This is a genomic window from Stenotrophomonas sp. (assembly GCF_035634915.1).
GTDB lineage: Bacteria > Pseudomonadota > Gammaproteobacteria > Xanthomonadales > Xanthomonadaceae > Stenotrophomonas.
In genome coordinates, this window is the sequence record NZ_DASQCB010000013.1 from 152,756 (window position 1) to 170,637 (window position 17,882).

Annotated in this window: 19 protein-coding genes; 14 read left to right on the forward strand and 5 right to left on the reverse strand. The window is 66.0% G+C overall.

Annotated elements, in window-relative coordinates:
* Positions 1 to 23 precede the first annotated feature (23 nt).
* The 6 genes from VER16_RS10985 to VER16_RS11010 all read left to right on the forward strand — a co-directional run bounded on the left by VER16_RS10985 (position 24) and on the right by VER16_RS11010 (position 7,021).
* A complete protein-coding gene (locus tag VER16_RS10985) occupies positions 24 to 572 on the forward strand; it encodes a Dps family protein (RefSeq protein WP_108753905.1) in 549 nt (182 codons plus the stop codon).
* A gap of 646 nt (positions 573 to 1,218) precedes the next feature.
* On the forward strand, positions 1,219 to 3,024 hold the full coding sequence (recQ, locus tag VER16_RS10990; protein WP_324808050.1) for a DNA helicase RecQ: 1,806 nt from the start codon (positions 1,219 to 1,221) through the stop codon (positions 3,022 to 3,024).
* Positions 3,025 to 3,222: 198 nt separating this feature from the next.
* The gene (locus VER16_RS10995; RefSeq protein ID WP_324808052.1) at positions 3,223 to 3,603 is read left to right on the forward strand and encodes a CopL family metal-binding regulatory protein; all 381 of its coding nucleotides are present in this window, start codon (positions 3,223 to 3,225) and stop codon (positions 3,601 to 3,603) included.
* Between the two features lie 57 nt (positions 3,604 to 3,660).
* Complete coding sequence (locus VER16_RS11000; RefSeq protein WP_324808054.1) at positions 3,661 to 5,478, forward strand: copper resistance system multicopper oxidase; 1,818 nt, start codon at positions 3,661 to 3,663, stop codon at positions 5,476 to 5,478.
* Complete coding sequence (locus VER16_RS11005) at positions 5,475 to 6,440, forward strand: copper resistance protein B (RefSeq protein WP_324808056.1); 966 nt, start codon at positions 5,475 to 5,477, stop codon at positions 6,438 to 6,440. Before VER16_RS11000 ends, VER16_RS11005 begins: the two co-directional genes overlap by 4 nt.
* A 68-nt stretch (positions 6,441 to 6,508) precedes the next feature.
* On the forward strand, positions 6,509 to 7,021 hold the full coding sequence (locus VER16_RS11010) for a GNAT family N-acetyltransferase (RefSeq protein WP_324808059.1): 513 nt from the start codon (positions 6,509 to 6,511) through the stop codon (positions 7,019 to 7,021).
* Between the two features lie 103 nt (positions 7,022 to 7,124).
* Here the strand turns inward: VER16_RS11010 and VER16_RS11015 are convergent, their stop codons facing one another.
* The gene (locus VER16_RS11015; RefSeq protein WP_324808060.1) at positions 7,125 to 7,400 is read right to left on the reverse strand and encodes a zf-TFIIB domain-containing protein; all 276 of its coding nucleotides are present in this window, start codon (positions 7,398 to 7,400) and stop codon (positions 7,125 to 7,127) included.
* Positions 7,401 to 7,577: 177 nt separating this feature from the next.
* On the opposite strand from VER16_RS11015, the gene VER16_RS11020 reads away from it, so the two are divergent.
* Complete coding sequence (locus tag VER16_RS11020; RefSeq protein WP_324808229.1) at positions 7,578 to 8,318, forward strand: type II CAAX prenyl endopeptidase Rce1 family protein; 741 nt, start codon at positions 7,578 to 7,580, stop codon at positions 8,316 to 8,318.
* Between the two features lie 81 nt (positions 8,319 to 8,399).
* Complete coding sequence (locus VER16_RS11025) at positions 8,400 to 8,822, forward strand: response regulator (RefSeq protein WP_324808062.1); 423 nt, start codon at positions 8,400 to 8,402, stop codon at positions 8,820 to 8,822.
* A 127-nt stretch (positions 8,823 to 8,949) separates the two neighbouring features.
* On the opposite strand, the gene VER16_RS11030 is transcribed toward VER16_RS11025, so the two are convergent.
* Positions 8,950 to 9,801 (reverse strand): alpha/beta hydrolase, encoded by an 852-nt coding sequence (locus tag VER16_RS11030; protein ID WP_324808064.1) that lies wholly within the window; start codon positions 9,799 to 9,801, stop codon positions 8,950 to 8,952.
* Positions 9,802 to 9,907: 106 nt separating this feature from the next.
* Positions 9,908 to 10,525 (reverse strand): hypothetical protein, encoded by a 618-nt coding sequence (locus VER16_RS11035; RefSeq protein ID WP_324808066.1) that lies wholly within the window; start codon positions 10,523 to 10,525, stop codon positions 9,908 to 9,910.
* 886 nt (positions 10,526 to 11,411) lie between these two features.
* On the opposite strand from VER16_RS11035, the gene VER16_RS11040 reads away from it, so the two are divergent.
* Together VER16_RS11040 and VER16_RS11045 are read left to right on the forward strand one after the other, a co-directional pair.
* Positions 11,412 to 11,774, forward strand: a complete 363-nt coding sequence (locus VER16_RS11040; RefSeq protein ID WP_324808069.1) for a hypothetical protein — start codon at positions 11,412 to 11,414, stop codon at positions 11,772 to 11,774.
* An 80-nt stretch (positions 11,775 to 11,854) separates the two neighbouring features.
* A complete protein-coding gene (locus tag VER16_RS11045; RefSeq protein WP_324808070.1) occupies positions 11,855 to 12,223 on the forward strand; it encodes a hypothetical protein in 369 nt (122 codons plus the stop codon).
* Here VER16_RS11045 and VER16_RS11050 read toward each other — a convergent pair.
* Complete coding sequence (locus VER16_RS11050) at positions 12,220 to 13,353, reverse strand: FAD-dependent oxidoreductase (RefSeq protein WP_324808072.1); 1,134 nt, start codon at positions 13,351 to 13,353, stop codon at positions 12,220 to 12,222. The two genes, VER16_RS11045 and VER16_RS11050, sit on opposite strands and share 4 nt — an antisense overlap.
* Positions 13,354 to 13,430: 77 nt before the next feature.
* Here VER16_RS11050 and VER16_RS11055 point away from each other — a divergent pair, with 77 nt between their 5' ends.
* The 4 genes from VER16_RS11055 (at position 13,431) to VER16_RS11070 (ending at position 17,011) form a co-directional block, all read left to right on the forward strand.
* Complete coding sequence (locus tag VER16_RS11055) at positions 13,431 to 14,102, forward strand: TetR/AcrR family transcriptional regulator (protein WP_324808074.1); 672 nt, start codon at positions 13,431 to 13,433, stop codon at positions 14,100 to 14,102.
* Positions 14,103 to 14,203: 101 nt separating this feature from the next.
* Complete coding sequence (locus VER16_RS11060) at positions 14,204 to 14,755, forward strand: hypothetical protein (protein WP_324808076.1); 552 nt, start codon at positions 14,204 to 14,206, stop codon at positions 14,753 to 14,755.
* A gap of 590 nt (positions 14,756 to 15,345) precedes the next feature.
* Positions 15,346 to 15,777, forward strand: coding sequence for a translesion error-prone DNA polymerase V autoproteolytic subunit (locus tag VER16_RS11065; protein ID WP_324808077.1), 432 nt, complete (start codon positions 15,346 to 15,348; stop codon positions 15,775 to 15,777).
* Positions 15,761 to 17,011 (forward strand): Y-family DNA polymerase, encoded by a 1,251-nt coding sequence (locus VER16_RS11070; protein WP_324808080.1) that lies wholly within the window; start codon positions 15,761 to 15,763, stop codon positions 17,009 to 17,011. Before VER16_RS11065 ends, VER16_RS11070 begins: the two co-directional genes overlap by 17 nt.
* Positions 17,012 to 17,058: 47 nt before the next feature.
* Here the strand turns inward: VER16_RS11070 and VER16_RS11075 are convergent, their stop codons facing one another.
* A complete protein-coding gene (locus tag VER16_RS11075; protein ID WP_324808082.1) occupies positions 17,059 to 17,526 on the reverse strand; it encodes a hypothetical protein in 468 nt (155 codons plus the stop codon).
* Positions 17,527 to 17,882 lie beyond the last annotated feature (356 nt).

Genomic DNA, 17,882 nt, shown 5'->3' on the forward strand with positions numbered 1-17,882 from the left:
ACGATTCCACAAGGAGGAACCCCATGGCGAAGACCAAGAGCACGACCAAGCCCAAGACCGGCAAGCAGAAGCTTGCAGCGGCGGCACCGTCGGCACCCAACATCGATATCGGGATCACCCAGGGCAACCGCAAGAAGATCGCCGACGGTCTGTCGCGGTTCCAGGCTGATGCGTTCACGCTCTACCTGAAGACCCACAACTTCCACTGGAACGTGACCGGGTCGATGTTCAACTCGCTGCACACGATGTTCGAGACGCAGTACACCGAGCAGTGGGCGGCGCTGGATGATGTGGCCGAACGTATCCGTGCGCTGGGTTTCAATGCCCCGGGCTCCTACCGGGAATTCGCTGCGCTGACCTCGATCGCCGAGGAACCGGGGCTGACCGACAGTGCGGACTGGCGGGAAATGGTACGCCAGTTGGTGGTCGCCAACGAAGCGGTCTGCCGTACGGCGCGTGAAGTGCTGGATGTGGCCGACGACGCCGACGACGCCCCGACCGAGGATCTGATGACCCAGCGCCTGCAGACCCACGAGAAGTACGCCTGGATGCTGCGTTCCCTGCTCCAGTAAGGGTTTTGGGGTTTTTCGGCAGGGCTTGCAGCCCTGCACCTGCCGAATCAACGGCAAGGTCAAGGTCAACGTCAGAAGCTGGCTTTCCGTGGGTTGGCGGGGTGGGTCCGGTTGAGGGGGACGCCGTACCCCCCCTCCGGGGTCCGGCCCAGCCGCTGGCGGCTGGGCGTTCGGGCGCTTGCGAAGCAGTGCTTCGCAAGCAAAGCGCCCTCACCCATGGGGGCTTGGTCGCCGCATCCATGCGGCTCACACCCCCTCAACCGGCCCCACCCCGCCTTCGACAGTTTTCCGCGATCTGCCGGAACGGCCCTCTGCTCTGGTGGGTGTCGACCTTGGTCGACACAGCAGAGTCACGCCACGCGTGGATGGTTCATTCGATATCTGACAGATGTGTCGACCAAGGTCGACACCTACCTACAGCCGCGTGAACCTGTCAGAGGTGGGGCGGTGTCGGATTGCGGGGTGTCAGCCGCATGGATGCGGCTGCCAAGCCTACAAGGACGTACTTGCGGCGTCCCCGCAATCCGACACCGCCCCGCCAACCCACGGATAGCCGGCTTTTGACGTTGACGTTGCCGTTGCTCCAAGCAGGTGCAGGGCGCAGCCCTGCCGAACCCCTACCCCCCCGCCGGGGTAAACTAGCCGGATGGCTTCCCGTCCCGCGCACGATCTGCTCCAACGCGTCTTTGGTTACGACGATTTCCGTGGTCCCCAGCAGGACATCGTGGAGCACGTGGCTGCCGGACATGACGCACTCGTCCTCATGCCCACCGGCGGTGGCAAGTCGCTGTGCTACCAGGTCCCCGCCCTGCTGCGTGACGGTTGCGGCATCGTCATCTCCCCGCTCATCGCGCTCATGCAGGACCAGGTCGAAGCCCTGCGCCAGCTCGGCGTGCGCGCCGAATACCTGAACTCGACCCTGGATGGCGAAACCGCCGCCCGCGTCGAGCGCGAGCTGCTGGCCGGCGAGCTGGACATGCTCTATGTCGCTCCCGAACGCCTGCTCACCGGCCGCTTCCTGTCGCTGCTCTCGCGCAGCCACATCGCCCTGTTCGCCATCGACGAGGCGCACTGCGTGTCGCAGTGGGGCCACGATTTCCGCCCCGAGTACCGCCAGCTCACCGTCCTGCACGAGCGCTGGCCGGACATTCCGCGCATCGCGCTGACCGCCACCGCCGACCCGCCCACCCAGCGCGAGATCGCCGAGCGCCTGGACCTGGCCGAGGCCCGCCACTTCGTCAGCTCGTTCGACCGGCCCAACATCCGCTACACCGTGGTGCAGAAGGACAACGCCCGCAAGCAGCTGACCGATTTCCTGCGTGGCCACCGCAGCGAGGCCGGCATCGTCTACTGCATGTCACGCCGCAAGGTCGAGGAAACCGCCGAATTCCTCTGCGGCCAGGGCTTCAACGCCCTGCCCTACCACGCCGGCCTGCCGCCGGAAGTGCGCGCCAGCAACCAGCGCCGCTTCCTGCGCGAGGACGGCATCGTCATGTGCGCCACCATCGCCTTCGGCATGGGCATCGACAAGCCGGATGTGCGCTTCGTGGCGCATACCGACCTGCCCAAGTCGATGGAAGGCTATTACCAGGAAACCGGCCGCGCCGGCCGCGATGGCGAGGCCGCCGAGGCCTGGCTGTGCTACGGCCTGGGCGATGTGGTGCTGCTCAAGCAGATGATCGAGCAGTCCGAAGCCAGCGAGGAGCGCAAGCAGCTGGAACGGTCCAAGCTGGACCACCTGCTGGGCTACTGCGAATCCATGCAGTGCCGCCGCCAGGTGCTGCTGGCCGGTTTCGGCGAAACCTATCCGCAGCCCTGCGGCAACTGTGACAACTGCCTGACCCCGCCCGCCGCCTGGGATGCCACCATCCCCGCGCAGAAAGCGCTGAGCTGCGTCTACCGCAGCGGCCAGCGCTTCGGCGTGGGCCACCTGATCGATATCCTGCGTGGCAGCGAGAACGAGAAGATCAAGCAGCAGGGCCACGACAAGCTCAGCACCTATGCCATCGGCCGCGACCTGGATGCGCGCACTTGGCGCAGCGTGTTCCGGCAACTGGTGGCGGCCAGCCTGCTGGAAGTGGACAGCGAGGGCCATGGCGGCCTGCGCCTGACCGACGCCAGCCGCGCGGTGCTGACCGGGCGCCGCCAGATCAGCATGCGCCGCGACGCTGCCAGCAGCAGCGGCGGCCGCGAGCGCAGCGCCCAGCGCACCGGCCTGTCGGTGCTGCCGCAGGACCTTGCGCTGTTCAACGCCCTGCGTGGCCTGCGCGCCGAGCTGGCGCGCGAACAGAACGTGCCGGCGTTCGTGATCTTCCACGACAGCACCCTGCGCAACATCGCCGAACAGCGGCCAACCAGCCTGGACGAACTGGCCCGGGTCGGCGGCATCGGTGGCACCAAGCTGAGCCGCTACGGCCCGCGCCTGGTGGAGGTCGTGCGCGAGGAAGGCTGACCGTCCTGGCGTGCCGCGCCGCGCGCTGCGTCGCCTGCCGTGGTGCATGCCTTTGTAGAGTCGAGCTTGCTCGACTGCTGTTGATTCTGCGCCAAGCGCAGTCGAGCAAGCTCGACTCTACCCTCGTGCGGGTCCAACCTTGAACCATCCATTCAGGCGGATGTGCATTGCGCCCCGCTTGCCGCTAGATTGACGCCCATGTCCCTCGCCTCGACCCTGCTCCGCGTCGTGCTCATGCTCAGCCTGTTGCTCAACGGGCTGAACGCGGCCATGGCCGGCGGGCACGAGCAGATGGGCCGGATGGCGCATGCCATGGCCGCCGCAGACGCAGCCGAGGGCGATTGCCACCACCACGCCGGCATGAAGGCCGCGCCCGCCGCGCAGGCTGAAGCCCCAGCCCACGACGCCCACTGCCAGATCAAGGACTGTGTACGCAGCTGCGCCCAGCACCCGCTGCTGGCCGTGCAGCCGCAGCCATTCCTGACCGGCCCGGCGCTCTCACTGGCCCCGCAGCCGATGCCCGGCGCGGGCCGCCCGGCACCGCCGCTGCCGCCCATCTCACGCCCTCCCATCGGCTGATTCCACGCGTACCGCTGCCGGCCAGCTGCCGGCGCCTTCCCGTGTCTGGAGTCACTCATGAATACCCGCATTCCCCCCGGCCCGGGCGGCCTGCCCATGGCGTCGCGCCGCCTGTTCGTCCAGGGTCTGGCCGCTGGCGGCGTGGTCGCCGGAGCCACCGCCATCGGCGTGCCGCAGCGCGCGCTCGCCGCGGCCAGCGCCACCCCGCGCCTGGCCGGCGCCCCCGCCGTACTCACCGATACCCGCGTCGAGCTGGCCATCGGCGAGTCGCTGGCCAACTTCACCGGCCGCACCCGCCCGGCGATCACCGTCAACGGTTCGCTGCCCGCGCCCATCCTGCGCTGGCGCGAAGGCCAGACCGTGGACCTGTTCGTGCGCAACACGCTCGAACGCCACCCCACCTCCATCCACTGGCACGGCATCCTGCTGCCGGCCAACATGGACGGCGTGCCCGGCCTCAGCTTCAACGGCATCGGCCCGGGCGAGACCTACCACTACCACTTCCAGCTGAAGCAATCGGGCACCTACTGGTACCACAGCCATTCGATGTTCCAGGAACAGGCGGGGCTGTACGGTGCGCTCATCATCGACCCGGCCGAACCGGCCCCGTACCACCACGACCGCGAGCACGTGGTCCTGCTCTCGGACTGGACCGACATGGACCCGGGCGCGCTGTTCCGGCGCATGAAGAAGCTCGCCGAGCACGACAACTACTACAAGCGCACCCTGCCCGACTTCGTGCGCGACGTGCGCCGCGATGGCTGGTCGGCCGCCGTGGCCGACCGCGGCATGTGGGGCCGGATGCGGATGACGCCCACCGACATCTCCGACGTCAACGCCCACACCTATACCTACCTGATGAACGGCACGGCCCCGGCCGGCAACTGGACCGGGCTGTTCCGCAGTGGCGAGAAGGTACTGCTGCGTTTCATCAACGGCGCCTCGATGACCTACTTCGACGTGCGCATCCCCGGCCTGAAGATGACCGTCGTCGCCGCTGACGGCCAGTACATCCATCCGGTCAGCATCGATGAATTCCGCATCGCCCCGGCAGAGACGTTCGATGTGCTGGTGGAACCGACCGGCCAGGATGCCTTCACCCTCTTCTGCCAGGACATGGGCCGCACTGGTTTCGCCGCCGGCACCCTGGCCGTGCGCCATGGCCTGCAGGCACCAGTACCGCAGCGCGACCCGCGCCCGCTGCTGACGATGAGTGACATGGGCCATGACATGGGCGGTCATGACATGGGGGCTCACGGCGGCCACGACATGGCCGCGATGAAGAGCATGGAAGGTGGCTGTGGCGCCAGCATGGGCCATGCTGCCCACGGTGATGCCAGCGCCAGCAAGGCACCGAAGCACCCCGCCAGCGAACGCAACAACCCGCTGGTGGACATGCGCAGCAGCGCTACCGACCCCAAGCTGGATGACCCCGGCATCGGCCTGCGCGACAACGGGCGCCAGGTACTGACCTACGCCGCCATGCACAGCCTGTTTGAAGACCCCGATGGCCGCGAGCCCAGCCGCGAGATCGAGCTGCACCTGACCGGGCACATGGAGAAGTTCGCCTGGTCGTTCGACGGCATCCCCTTCGCCAGCGCCGAACCGCTGCGACTGAACTACGGCGAGCGCATGCGCATCGTGCTGGTCAACGACACCATGATGCAGCACCCGATCCACCTGCACGGCGTGTGGAGCGACGTGGAAAACGCACAGGGTGAATTCCAGGTGCGCAAGCACACCGTGGACATGCCGCCGGGCACCCGCCGCAGCTACCGCGTGCGCGCTGATGCGCTCGGCCGCTGGGCCTACCACTGCCATCTGCTGTACCACATGGAAGCGGGGATGATGCGCGAAGTGAGGATCGAAGAATGAGCCGTCACCTCTCCCGCAGCCTGCTGGCCATTGGCCTGGCCACTGCCCTGCCCGCGTTCGCGCAGTCGCATGACGCGCACGCAGGCCATGACATGGCAGCGCTCGCACAGGCGCCGGTCGACCACTCGAAGATGGATCATTCCAAGATGGATCATTCGAAAATGGACCACGGCGAGATGGATCACTCGCAGATGGACCATACGACGATGGACCACTCGGCGATGGGCCACGACATGTCCATGCCCGCGCCGAGTGAACCGCGCGAACCGATCCCGGTACCCACCGACGCCGACCGCGCCGCCGCCTTCCCGCCCATCGACCACGGCGCCATGCAGCACGCGCCGGAGATCAACAGCCTGCTGCTGATCGACCGCCTGGAACACTGGGACGGCAGGAACGGGAACGGCCAGGCCTGGGAAGCCACCGGCTGGATCGGCGGCAACATCAACCGCCTGTGGCTGCGCAGCGATGGCGAGCGCAGTGGCAGCCGCACCGAGTCTTCGTCGCTGGAAGCGCTGTACGGCCGCAGCGTCTCGCCGTGGTGGGACGTGCTGGTCGGCGTGCGCCAGGATTTCCGCCCGGCAGACTCGCGCACCTGGGCGGCCCTCGGTATCCAGGGCTTGGCACCGTACAAGTTCGAAAGCTCGGCCACGCTCTACCTGGGCTCCGGCGGGCAGGTGCTGGCCAAGGCCGAAGTGGAATACGAGGTGCTGCTGACCAACCGGTTGATCCTGCAGCCGGTGGTGGAAGCCACGCTGGCGGCCAAGGACGAACCGGAGTACGGCATCGGCCGCGGCCTGAACAAAGTCGAGACCGGCCTGCGCCTGCGCTACGAGTTCAGCCGCCGCTTCGCGCCGTACATCGGCATCAGCCACGAGCGCAGTTTCGGCGATGCCGCCGACGCTGCCGGCGACCACGCGCGCGACACGCGCTGGGTGGCCGGTGTGCGCATGTGGTTCTGAAGCACGGCAGGGCCCCGGCAATGGCCGGGGCCCGCTACACTGCGCCGCGTTCCATCCCCTAGACCGTCATGTCCCTGCAGATCCGCCGCGCCACCCTGGCCGATGCCGAAGCGCTTTCGGCCATCGCCATCGCCACCTACACCGAAACCTGGGGCGACTCGTATCCGCCGCAGGAGCTGGACGTGTTCCTGCAGGCGCACTACGGCATCGTGCCGCAGCGCGAGGAACTGTCCGACGAGCGCTGCGCGGTCTGGCTGCTGCTGGATGGCGCGGAAGTGGTGGGTTACCTGGCCGCCGGTGCCAACACCCTGCCGCATGCCGAGGCACGCGAGGGCGACATCGAACTGAAGCGGCTGTACATCCTGGCCGCGCACCAGAACGGCGGGCACGGCGCGCGCCTGATGGATGCATTCATCGCCTGGCTGGACCGGCCACAGCGCCGCACCCTGTGGGTGGGCGTATGGGAAGAAAACCTCGCCGCGCAGCGCTTCTACGCGCGGTATGGCTGCGAAAAGGCGGGCGAGTACGATTTCATCGTGGGCAGCACGCGCGACCGCGAATACATCCTGCGCCGGCCGTAGCGTCGAGCTTGCTCGACTGCACCTCACCTGTAGAGTCGAGCTTGCTCGACTGCCGGCAACCGGCAGAAAAGCAGTCGAGCAAGCTCGACTCTACCTGCTGGCCTTAAAAATCGAACAACTCCGACAGGAAGCTTTCCTTCTTCTTTTTCGGGCGCTGGCCAAGATGACGCGTATCGCGATGCATCACCGGCGGCGGCGCCACCTGCGGTGCAGCCTGCACGGGTGCCGGCGGCGGCACCGCAGCCCCGGCGCGCTCGATGATCTTGTCCAGTTCACCGCGGTCCAGCCACACGCCGCGGCAGCCCGGGCAGTAGTCGATCTCGATGCCGTGGCGCTCGGCGATCTGCAGGGTCTGGGTGGTGCACACGGGGCACTGCATGGGCGTCGCTCCTGTTGGTCAGCCTTCGACTGTACCTGTACATCGATGACTGTCCGGCAACATGACCGATGGCACAGGGACCAACGGCGCGTGCCCGCGCATGGCGGGCCGCGCACACTGCGGATTCATCCCGCACGGAATGCGCACGTGCCCCAGCCCTACCGTCTGCCCACCCCCATGCGTCTGCTGCTGGTCCTGCTCGGCGTCGGCCTTGGCCTGAACCTGCGTGACCTCAGCGCGGCAGCAGGCCTGCCCATCCCCGCCCTGCCCATGCCGTATGGCGGCAGCCTGCTCGATAACACGTTGGCGGTGCTGGTCGCGCTGCTGCTGGCGGCCCTGCTGCGTCCGCACGGTGTGGGCCTGGCGGCCAGCCTGGGCCTGCGCTGGAACGGCGCGCGCGGACCGCTGTGTGTCCTGCTGGCCAGCCTGGCGTGCTGGCTGGGCCTAGCCGCGTTGGGCACACCCAACACCGCGCTGACCGCATTGGACGCCACGATGCTGGCCGTGCTGTTTCCGCTGGCCGAAGAAGTACTGTTCCGTGGCCTCGGCTTCGTGCTGCTGGTGAAGATCGTGCGCGGCCCCTGGGCGCTGCTCGCGCTGCCGCAGGCGCTGCTGTTCGGCATGGTGCACTGGCAGGGCTTCGGTGGCGTCGAGGGCGGCGGCCTGGCCCTGTTCGTGGGTGCGGTCATCGCACTGGGCGGCTTCATCTTCGCCTGGCTCGACCATCTGGACGGCGACACCCTGTGGTGCGGCCTGGCCCTGCACGTGTCGATGAACCTGGCCTGGAACGTGTTCAGCCTTGATGATGCGGTGGCGCTGGGCTGGCAGGCCACCAGCCTGCGCATCGGCACCGCGCTGCTGGCGGTTGTCGCATTGAGCCTGTATGGGCGCAACAAACGCGCTGTAACGCTGCGTTAGCCGGCCCTGCACGCGGGTATCACTGCACGGTCGAGCATACTTGCGCGCCATTTCACCCCTGCTGTCCGGAGTTGTCGCGTCATGTTGCTGTCCAAGCGCCACGTTGAGCCCCGCGTCCTGCTGATCGAGGATGCCGAGGAAACCCGCGAGCTGAGCCGCATGGCGCTGGAAAGCCAGGCCTGCCACGTGGTGGGTGTCAGCTCGGCCGAAGCCGCGCTGGGCCTGCTGGCCGCCGGTGAGTGCTTCGACCTGCTGTTCACCGACGTCAACCTGGGCCTTGTCAGTGGCATTGAAGCCGCCAACCAGGTGCGCGGTCTGTACCCGTACCTGCCGATCCTGGTCACGTCGGGCATGGACCAGCACGCCGTGCTGCCGCAGCTGCGTGATGGCATCCACTTCCTGCCCAAGCCGTACAACATGAGCGAGCTGCTCGATGCCATCCGGCTGTGCTTCCGCCACGCCGATGCCGGCGTATTGACCGGCCCGGACGCGCAGGCAGCCTGAAGTACTCATCCACGCATGGCATGGATCTACTGACACCGGGTAGATCCGCGCCGTGAGTGCGCCTGTCCCGGTAGATCCACGCCACGCGTGGATGGCGTTCGCCTTGGGCCGCTGCTGTACGGCTTCCTCACAGCTGTTCCGACGCGAGCGCCGGGAACAGCGTGCGCAGTGCCTGCAGCGCAGCGGGGTGGTAGATCGTGGCGTGGGTCTCCTCCGGTAGCGGCTGGTACTTCACCAGCGGCGAGGGCGAGGCCTGCTGCAGCAGCGCGGCCAGCTGCGCCGCGCTCTGCGCCAGTTCCGGCTGGCCGCTGCTGGCCAGGAACACGCGCGGCTGGACCTTGGCCACGGCAGGCAGCCGCTTCGGCGCCGCAGCCAACAGCGCGCCTTTGTTCCACCACAGGCTGGGGTCCAGCGCGATATAGCTGCTGAACAGCGTGGGCTCCTGCAGAAGCGTCTCCACCACGAACAGGCCGGCCAGCGATTCGCCGATCAGTGCGCGCTCATCGGTGGTCGGGTAGCGCTGGCGCACCTGCGGCATCAGCTCATCGCGCAGGAACGCACGGTAGGCGGCAGAACCACCAATACGAGGTGCGATCTTCTGGTCCTGCGGGTCGCTGCTGGGGCCGGTCATGTCGCGGCGGCGCTCGGTGTTCTCGATGCCCACCAGCAGGAACGGGCGCATGCTGAAGTTGCCGGCCAGCACCTGCACCAGCCCGGCCACGTGCAGGAAATCCTCGCCGATGCCACCGTCGGGCATGTACAGCACCGGCAGCGGCGCCTTCGGGTCCAGCCCCCAGGGCTGCGGGCGGTACACGTTGATGCGGCGGGTTTCGCCCAGCGCCTTCGATTCGAGGGTGAAGGTCTCACCGATCACCAGCGGCGTGGCGGGTGCAGCCTGCGTGGTGGGTACCGGTTCTGCTGCCATCAGCGGCGCGGTGGAAACGGCGGACAACAACAGCGACAGCACGATCAAGCGCATGGGGCGACCCATCCTGGGAAAGACGCCGAGCATAGCGCCCTGACAGGCCTTTACGCCGCTACCCGACGGTGGACCCGCGCCATGCGTGGATGGCGGCAACCATGATTCACCGTACAACGCGCGCGTCCCCGCACCATGCCATGACGGACCGACCGGGTTGCGAATCGCGCTGGATTTCCTCGGCCCCTGCAAAGAACGGCAGCAGTGCGACATGCAGGTCCGCCCCGGCCCGGGAAGACCGCATGACAGCCTGGTCGGAGACTGTATCCTCCAGCCAGTTATGCGCGGGCGGCAGCCATTCACGGCGAAGCCGTCCAAGGACCCTGAGCTGCGCGCAGGCGCCTGCGGCGTACGCTGCGGGCTCATCGGCATACACTCTCCGCGGTGATCCGTTCAGCGCCCACCCCGCGTGATGGAACTCATGTGCGGTGGTGCGGACAATCCGCGCCAGCACCCGCTCGGTGAGAGGCTGCTGCGCAGGAAACCAGAACGCGAGCGAAGGGATGGCTGTTCCAGCAGAACCTCGATGGCGCCACGTACCGCCGCCGTCGCTCACCAGCGTGAGCCGATAGTCCACACGCGTGCCTGCCCTTCCTGCGGCATCCAGTGAGTTCAAAGCAGCCCGCGCAGCAGCACGGCACACGTGCGCAGCCTGCTCCACATCGTGGACGGCGGACCACACCTGCACGTGGACACCATCCGCTGCGCAGCGGGCCTTCTGCACGGCAACCTCACTCGAGTCCGGACCTGGCAGCACCGAAAACGTCTGCAGCCTCCGGTGCGGTGCCACACCGCTTGCAAGCATGCCCGCAGCCCCCTCATCGCCAACCGCTGTGGGCGGCGGGAGGTGATGGAACCCGCACCCCGAAAGCAGCAGTACAGCAGGCAGCACACGGGCACTACACAGCACTGCATTCATGCGTCAGCCCCTCGTTGAGTGTCCGGCGGACGGTGGAAGACACGCATCGACGTTGCACGGGTTGCTGGGGAAAGGGAATCAGACACGTTGCAGATGTGGAGAAGCCATGCAGATGCGTGGATGATTCCCCGCAACGACTGTCGCTTCTGCACCCCGCAGAACGTCACGACAGTCGCATCTGGACCGGTGCGGTCCAGCCACGCGCCCACCACTGACAAAAAATGAGAAGCCAGCTTTGCACGTGCCGGCGCACACTCGACTGGCACCAGCGAGCCATTTGCGGCATTCCTCAGCGCAATCCACCGAACGTGGTCGCCAATGCGTCGCGGGCTGTCGTTTGCTGCATCACGTTCACCTGCCACACTCCCTCTTCGCGCGCGGGCCTCGCATCACTTTCGGAAAACTGGGATTGAATTCCCGGCGCGGGTGTAACCAACATGCCGTGCCACCGACAACGGGTGGCAGCGGGTCTGCAAGCCCGTAATGACTGTAAGCATGTTGTTTACGCTCACCCGTCGGCACTGTCTCTGGATGGTGCCGGCGGGTGATCCGTCGGCCTTTATGGCGGGCGGTGCGTGGGGGTTTTCGGACCCGCCGGTTAACTGCTTACTGTCATCCCGGCTTGCAGCCACGCACCGTCCGCCACCCGCTCTGCGCGGTGGCTCTTCTGCTCCTTCGCGAGGAAGCCACGATGAACCGACGTCCACCCCATGCTCCCTACCCCACCAGCAACAGCGTCAACGATGATGAGAGCAATCCCGCACCGGATCTGAGCACCTTCTGGGGATGCCTGAAACGCATCCGTGATGGCGACGGCGCCGATGGCCTGCTCTGGCCGGAAGCCAAGCTGTTGCCCGGCCGCGTCCAGGACTTGGCCCGCGTCGAACGCGCTGCGGTCGGCCTGCTTACCGTGGCGGAAATGCTGCATGCCGCAGATCGCTGCCGGCAGATGGCCACGCCCGATCGGCATCTGGACGAAGGCGTGGTCGATGGCCTGTTCCTGGCCTGCCGTGGGCTGGCCGAGCTGGTATGCCGGGATATCCGGCCGCAGTAGCTGCACGCTTGCTGCATACCGGCCCACCTGCAGGCAGGGCCGGTGCAGGGTCACTGGAAAACTACTACAAGGAGGTTCGCATGTTGAATGTACTGATATCTGCCGTACTGGCCGCAGGCCCCACCGCCTCGGTGCCGTATGGCGATTGCCTGCTGGCCAACATCCAGCCCGGCCTGTCTGACCGCGCCGTGCAGCTGGTGCAGCAGGCGTGCGCTGCAAAGCACCCGGACAGTTTTGTTGCCGCGATGGAGCTGGAGCGTCAACGCAGCAACCAGCGGCGGGCGCAGATCGAAGCGGAGCACGCTGCAGCAGAGCGGCATGCCAATGCGGCCGCGAATGCGGCGGCCATCGCTGCGCAGGCGGCGGCAGATCGTGCGGCGGTCAAGGCCAAGGACGCTCAGGCAAAGCAGGCGACGGGGGAGAGCGGCCGCTGGCGGGGGCAGGACTAAGCCGCCCCGACGTGGCCGGCAAAGAAGTCGATCAACGAGTGGGGGCTTCGCGCCCCCAGCAGTGCTTCGGTCACCTCTTCAGCTGCCACCGCCTCCGCCTCGCTGCGGGTGAACATCGCCTGCTCATAGGCCGCCAACGCCGCTTCCGTGTCATCGCCATGCGCCACCAGCGCAGCGGCCAGTTCGGCGCCATCGAACAGGGCGAGATTGGCACCCTCGCCGGCCGGAATGGCCAGATGCGCGGCGTCGCCCAGCAGCGTCACCCCGGGCGTTCGCGGCCAGCGCTGTCCGGCAGGCAGCGCGTAGATGGGCCGCAGCACCGGCGGTGCCTGCGCAGCAGTGATAAGCGCGGTCAACGCTGGCGCCCATCCTTCGAACTCGCCGGCAACGGCGCTGATGATTGCCGGGCTATCGTCCCCCTTGAGCTGTTCGACCCATTCCAGCGGTTTACGCAACGCCACGTAGGCGTGCAGCGCGCCGTTGGGTTCGCGATGGGCCAGGATGCCCTTTCCCGGTTCGACCGCGAACAGGGCACCACTGCCCACTGCAGCGGCTGCCAGCGGGTGCTGTGTATCGGCATCGAACAGATGGGTCTCCACGTAGAGCATGCCGCTGTAGGCCGGCACGGCCGGGGTCAGCAGCGGGCGCACCCTCGACCACGCGCCATCGGCACCCACCAGCAGGTCGGCATCCGCCGTTTCGCCTTGGCTGAACTGCAGACGATGGCGGCCGTTGCCCAGCGCCGTCACCGAGGTCAGCTTGTGGCCCCAGCGCAGCGTGCCTTCCGGCAGCGAATCCAGCAGGATGCGCCGCAGCTCGCCACGCGGCACTTCCGGGCGGCCACCGCTTCCATCGTCAGCTTCCTCCAGCAGCGCCACTCCCGAGCGGTCCAGTACCCGGCTGGCCTGGCCACCGGCATGGATGATCGCGTCGAATGCATCGAACAGCCCGGCGGCCTGCAAGGCGCGTTGCCCGTTGTGCTCGTGGATGTCGAGCATGCCACCCTGCGCACGGGCATCCCGCGACGGCTCGGCTTCGTAGACGGTGGAGGCGATGCCGTGCACGTGCAGGACGCGCGCAAGGGCGAGGCCCCCGAGGCCGGCGCCGACGATCACGATGTTGCGGCTCATGAAGAAATCCTCGAAAGCAGTATGGAACGACGTTCCATAATATTGGAATGACGTTCCAGAGCTGTCAAGATGCGCGCATGAACACGCCCGCAAGCAACCACCGCCGAGCCAGTGCGCTCACCCGCGAACGCATCATCGGGGCGGCCGTGGCCCTGCTCGACGAGAGCGGCGAGCCGGGGCTGACCTTCCGGGCGCTGGCGCAACGGCTGGAAACCGGTGCCGGCGCCATCTACTGGCACATCGACAACAAGCGCGACCTGGTGCTGGCCGCCTGCGATCTGTTCGTCGGCCCCGCCGTGCAGGCGCCAGCGGATGACGCGCCCGGCGCGCGTATCCGTGCGATCGCCATCGGCCTGTTCGATGCCATGGAAGCGCATCCGTGGATGGGCGCGGCGCTGGCTGTCGCTGCAGGCGAACTGCCACTGGTGCGCATCCTGGAAGCGCTGGGCCAGCAGGTACGCGCACTAGGCGTAGACTCCGCCAGCCAATGGTCAACCACCCAGGCGCTGATGAGTTACATCCTGGGCGTGGGCGGCCAGCACGCCGCACGCTCGCAGCTCGCGCGTCAGCAGAACCTGCAGCGCACGCCCGCGCTTACCGAGGTTGCGCAGCGCTGGGCTGAGCTGGACGCCGATGAGTATCCATTCACCTGCAGCATGGCGGCACAGTTGCCTCACCACGATGACCATGCGGACTTCATGGCGGGCGTTGATCTGATATTGAGTGGTATTGCACAGCGGATTGGCTAGTGCGCCAATCGTCGTGCACAGTGCCTGTTGAACGCGCCGCGCAGCCTGCTCTTTGATTCGACGAAACCGAGGAACAAGCCCGCATGCGACCATCCACATCCGTGATTGTTGAAACTCGGCTGGGCACGCTCACCTGCAGCGTGCAGGACGGCCTGGGAGAGCCGGTTACCGACGGCGTGTCCATTCGGATTGTTCCGATGGAAGGCCACGCTTCGCAGCTCGGTTCCGGGAATTTCGAGGTCATGGCCGCGCTGCTGTCGATCACACCGCACCGGGATCTGCAGGATCTCGTATTCTCTTGCGGCTGGACCACCGACCCCGGCATTGCAGGCGACCCGGATAATGGCGAATGGGTCGACGCACAATGCTGGACGATGGGCGACAAAGTGCTTGTGGTTGCGACCGAAGACGTTGATGCCCTGCGCTGGCGCCTTCCTGCGTCTGGATTCCAGGAAGACCCCTACCCCACGCAGTATCTTCCCGCTGCCTTGGAAACCCGAATTCCCTGCGTGCCGTCTGGCACGGAAAGCACGCTTCACTTCGTAATCGCCACTGGCCCCGGGGCCAACGCGCAAGAGCAGTTCGCCGTGTGGAATGCCGCGGACATCCGCCACCAGGAAATCCTGGCCATCGCTGCGGACATGAGCGTCTGACGACGGTCTTGTCCACGGGTCTGTCTGACAGGCGGATTGCGGAGTGAAAGGGAGTGTGCGGAGCAAACAAAAAAGACGCCCAAAGGGCGTCTTTTCTTTGAATGCATTGGTGGGCCGTGATGGATTCGAACCATCGACCAAAAGATTAAAAGTCCGGCCCCTTTTCCACATATTTCAATAACTTACGGTAATTTTTTTTTTGGAAGGCCGACAGCTTTTCCCGTCAGATTGCTTGCGCAAGCAGTGAGTTTTACGGAGGAGAGCCGGCGGCGTGCCACGAGCGCGCCGCGTTTGCGGCCAGGCTCGATCACCCGCGTGTGGCCCTGGGAGGGACCCAGCAGGATCTCACGCCAACGGCTTTGCAATCCTACGCATATCTTTATTTTTCAGTGGCTTATAGTTTGTTGACGCCCGATCAGCCACCCGATAAAGAAGCAATTCACCTTCGCAAAAGTTCCTTGCCTGTCCGCTAGTTAGTATTTGTACTAACATCTGCGCCGTCGCGGCGGGTGAGACCCGCCAATCTCAGAGTACGCGCCATGCAGTCCCTCCCCTACCCCACTACCCTCGCCCTGCCTCTCGGTCCTGCAATGATCGACGGCCCCGTGCAGTTCGTGCCAATGGCCGCAGTACGCGCGCGGCTAGGATTCCCGTCGCCGGCCGACGACTTCATGGATGAAGCGATCGATCTGCACCGCCTGCTGGTGCGCAATCCGGCCGCCACGTTCTTGTATCGGGCCGATGGCTGGTCCATGAGCGGCGTTGGGATCAGCGATGGGGACATCCTGGTGGTGGACCGTTCAGTCACGCCGCTGGCCGGTGACTTGGTCATTGCCATCTGGGATGGCAACCAGCCCACCTGCAAGGTGCTGCAGCTGTTCGAGAGCCACATGGAGCTGCATTCGGCCAACCCAGACTTCCCGCCCATCGTCCTGGAACAGCCCACCGAGGTGGAGGTGTTCGCCGTCGTGGGTGTGGTTCGCCAGATGAAGCGCCGAGGCCCCAATGTTCGGGCTCGTTGACGGCAACAACTTCTACGCCAGCTGCGAGCGCGTGTTTCAGCCGGCGCTGCGCGGCGTGCCGCTGGTGGTACTGAGCAATAACGATGGCTGCGCGATCGCGCGCTCGGCCGAGGCCAAGGCCCTTGGCATCAAGATGGGCCAGCCGGCCCACGAGCTGAAGCACCTTGTGCGTCGCCATGGTCTGCAGATGCGCTCGGCGAACTTTGGCCTGTACGGCGACATGAGCGCCCGCGTCGTGACCATCCTGCGAGAAGCCGCGCCCCGGGTGGAGGTCTACAGCATCGATGAGAGCTTCATCGATCTGGCGGGCGTGCGGGACCGCGAGCGGTTCGCCCGGGATCTGCGGCAGCGAGTGCACCGATGGACCGGCATACCCAACTGCATCGGCATCGGGCCAACAAAGACGCTGGCCAAGCTGGCCAACAAGGTGGCCAAGAGCGCCGACGGCGTGATCGACCTAGGGGAGGCGGCCTACAGGGCCTCGGTGCTGCAGACGTTCCCCGTCGGTGATCTGTGGGGCGTTGGCCGCCGGCTGGCGCCGCGGTTGGAAGCCATGGGCATCAGCACCGCGGCCGCTCTACGCGATGCCCCGGCGGACGACATCCTGGCCACCTTTGGGGTGACCCTGGCGCGCACCCAGCGCGAGCTGCAGGGGCATCCTTGCATGGAGCTGGAAGAGGTGGAGCCGGACCGACAGCAGATCATGGTCAGCCGGTCGTTCGCTGATCGGGTCGAGGACCACGAAGCTGTTGCCCAGGCGCTGGCCACCTTCGCCGTGCGCGCCTGCGAGAAGCTGCGTGCCCGGGGTCTGGTCACCGCCGGTGTATGGGTGTTCGCCCATTCCGACGTGTTCCGGCAGGAGCTACGGCAGCACAACGCCAGTAGGACCGTCGGACTGCCCGCGTCGACCGCAGACACCACCGTGGTGCTGGGCGTCGTGCGCAAGCTGCTGCGCGGCCTGCTCCGCGACGGAATCGGATACAAGAAGGCCGGCGTGGCACTGCTCGACCTGGCCCGGCCGGATGAGTTGCAGGCGGATCTGTTCGGGCCGACGGTGGTCGGCAACGAGAGGTTGATGGCCACCATGGACCGGATCAACCAGAAGTTCGGGCGAGGCACGGCCGGCCTTGGCGCATCGGGTTGGCAGGCGCGGCCAGCGTGGGGCATGCGGCAGCACATGCTTTCGCCAAACTACACGACCTCCGTGCGGGAGATCCCGTCGGCGCGATGCTGATGGACGGCTGCTCCTGGGCCGCGCGAACGCGGCCCCATCTGTTTAGCTCAGACAATTGCGGAACAAGGGATATGATCCCCGTTATGGCAGAAAAATCCAGTTAACTCCATGGTCGCAAGTAACATATTAATGGCCACGGGGAACGCCTGTTTCTTAGACATATTCTCAGCACCCGGCGAACCATCCAAGGACATCTGAGCCTTGATGGCGTCAGCATAATCCTCGGCAAGCACCACGTGCGCATGGGCATGCACCCCATTTTCTGGCAAATGCACCACTTCGAAGAGGCCTGGTATACAACGACGCTCGCCAGGGCGAGTTACCACCCCAACGTATTCGCTGGCACGAATAAGGCCAACCTGCGCCTGAAGATAGCCTGCATAGTGAGGGAGTCGGTCAGCAGAAATATCTGGATTTGCCTCCATTTTTGCCAGTCTTTTGGCTTCTGCCATCTCTCCGCCAATAGCTATAGTTTGCTCAGGAGTAGCGTGCTTGCTCCAGACGACAGATTCCACTCGGCTCCCACTTCTCGACTGAAATTCGAAAGCGTTTGGGAACCCGAATAGACTTCGGACCCCAGTCCTCTCTGACTCCATATGAGGGGCAAAGATATTTCGGCGCACATGCTCGTCGTCGAGGATGGGCTCGATCCCATCGATTGTTGCATCCATTTCACCACCCCCTGTGAGAACAACTCCAACCGATAGCTACCGTCATCAACAACATTGACCTCTGGCGACACATACTCAACCCGTGCGCCATTGGTCACAACCGCTGATAGCTTATCTTCCGCCACAACGGCACTACCCTTTCGTGCACCCTCATGCCAAGTGAGGATCACATCTCCATCCGGATCGAGGGCGGATGTAGG

Excerpts from the sequence above, each read along its gene's own strand:
- VER16_RS10985 (WP_108753905.1), top strand. The coding sequence starts at position 24 with ATGGCGAAGACCAAGAGCACGACCAAGCCCAAGACCGGCAAGCAGAAG.
- recQ (WP_324808050.1), top strand. The coding sequence starts at position 1,219 with ATGGCTTCCCGTCCCGCGCACGATCTGCTCCAACGCGTCTTTGGTTAC.
- VER16_RS10995 (WP_324808052.1), top strand. The coding sequence starts at position 3,223 with ATGTCCCTCGCCTCGACCCTGCTCCGCGTCGTGCTCATGCTCAGCCTG.
- VER16_RS11000 (WP_324808054.1), top strand. The coding sequence starts at position 3,661 with ATGAATACCCGCATTCCCCCCGGCCCGGGCGGCCTGCCCATGGCGTCG.
- VER16_RS11005 (WP_324808056.1), top strand. The coding sequence starts at position 5,475 with ATGAGCCGTCACCTCTCCCGCAGCCTGCTGGCCATTGGCCTGGCCACT.
- VER16_RS11010 (WP_324808059.1), top strand. The coding sequence starts at position 6,509 with ATGTCCCTGCAGATCCGCCGCGCCACCCTGGCCGATGCCGAAGCGCTT.
- VER16_RS11015 (WP_324808060.1), bottom strand. The coding sequence starts at position 7,400 with ATGCAGTGCCCCGTGTGCACCACCCAGACCCTGCAGATCGCCGAGCGC.
- VER16_RS11020 (WP_324808229.1), top strand. The coding sequence starts at position 7,578 with ATGCGTCTGCTGCTGGTCCTGCTCGGCGTCGGCCTTGGCCTGAACCTG.
- VER16_RS11025 (WP_324808062.1), top strand. The coding sequence starts at position 8,400 with ATGTTGCTGTCCAAGCGCCACGTTGAGCCCCGCGTCCTGCTGATCGAG.
- VER16_RS11030 (WP_324808064.1), bottom strand. The coding sequence starts at position 9,801 with ATGCGCTTGATCGTGCTGTCGCTGTTGTTGTCCGCCGTTTCCACCGCG.
- VER16_RS11040 (WP_324808069.1), top strand. The coding sequence starts at position 11,412 with ATGAACCGACGTCCACCCCATGCTCCCTACCCCACCAGCAACAGCGTC.
- VER16_RS11045 (WP_324808070.1), top strand. The coding sequence starts at position 11,855 with ATGTTGAATGTACTGATATCTGCCGTACTGGCCGCAGGCCCCACCGCC.
- VER16_RS11050 (WP_324808072.1), bottom strand. The coding sequence starts at position 13,353 with ATGAGCCGCAACATCGTGATCGTCGGCGCCGGCCTCGGGGGCCTCGCC.
- VER16_RS11055 (WP_324808074.1), top strand. The coding sequence starts at position 13,431 with ATGAACACGCCCGCAAGCAACCACCGCCGAGCCAGTGCGCTCACCCGC.
- VER16_RS11065 (WP_324808077.1), top strand. The coding sequence starts at position 15,346 with ATGATCGACGGCCCCGTGCAGTTCGTGCCAATGGCCGCAGTACGCGCG.
- VER16_RS11070 (WP_324808080.1), top strand. The coding sequence starts at position 15,761 with ATGTTCGGGCTCGTTGACGGCAACAACTTCTACGCCAGCTGCGAGCGC.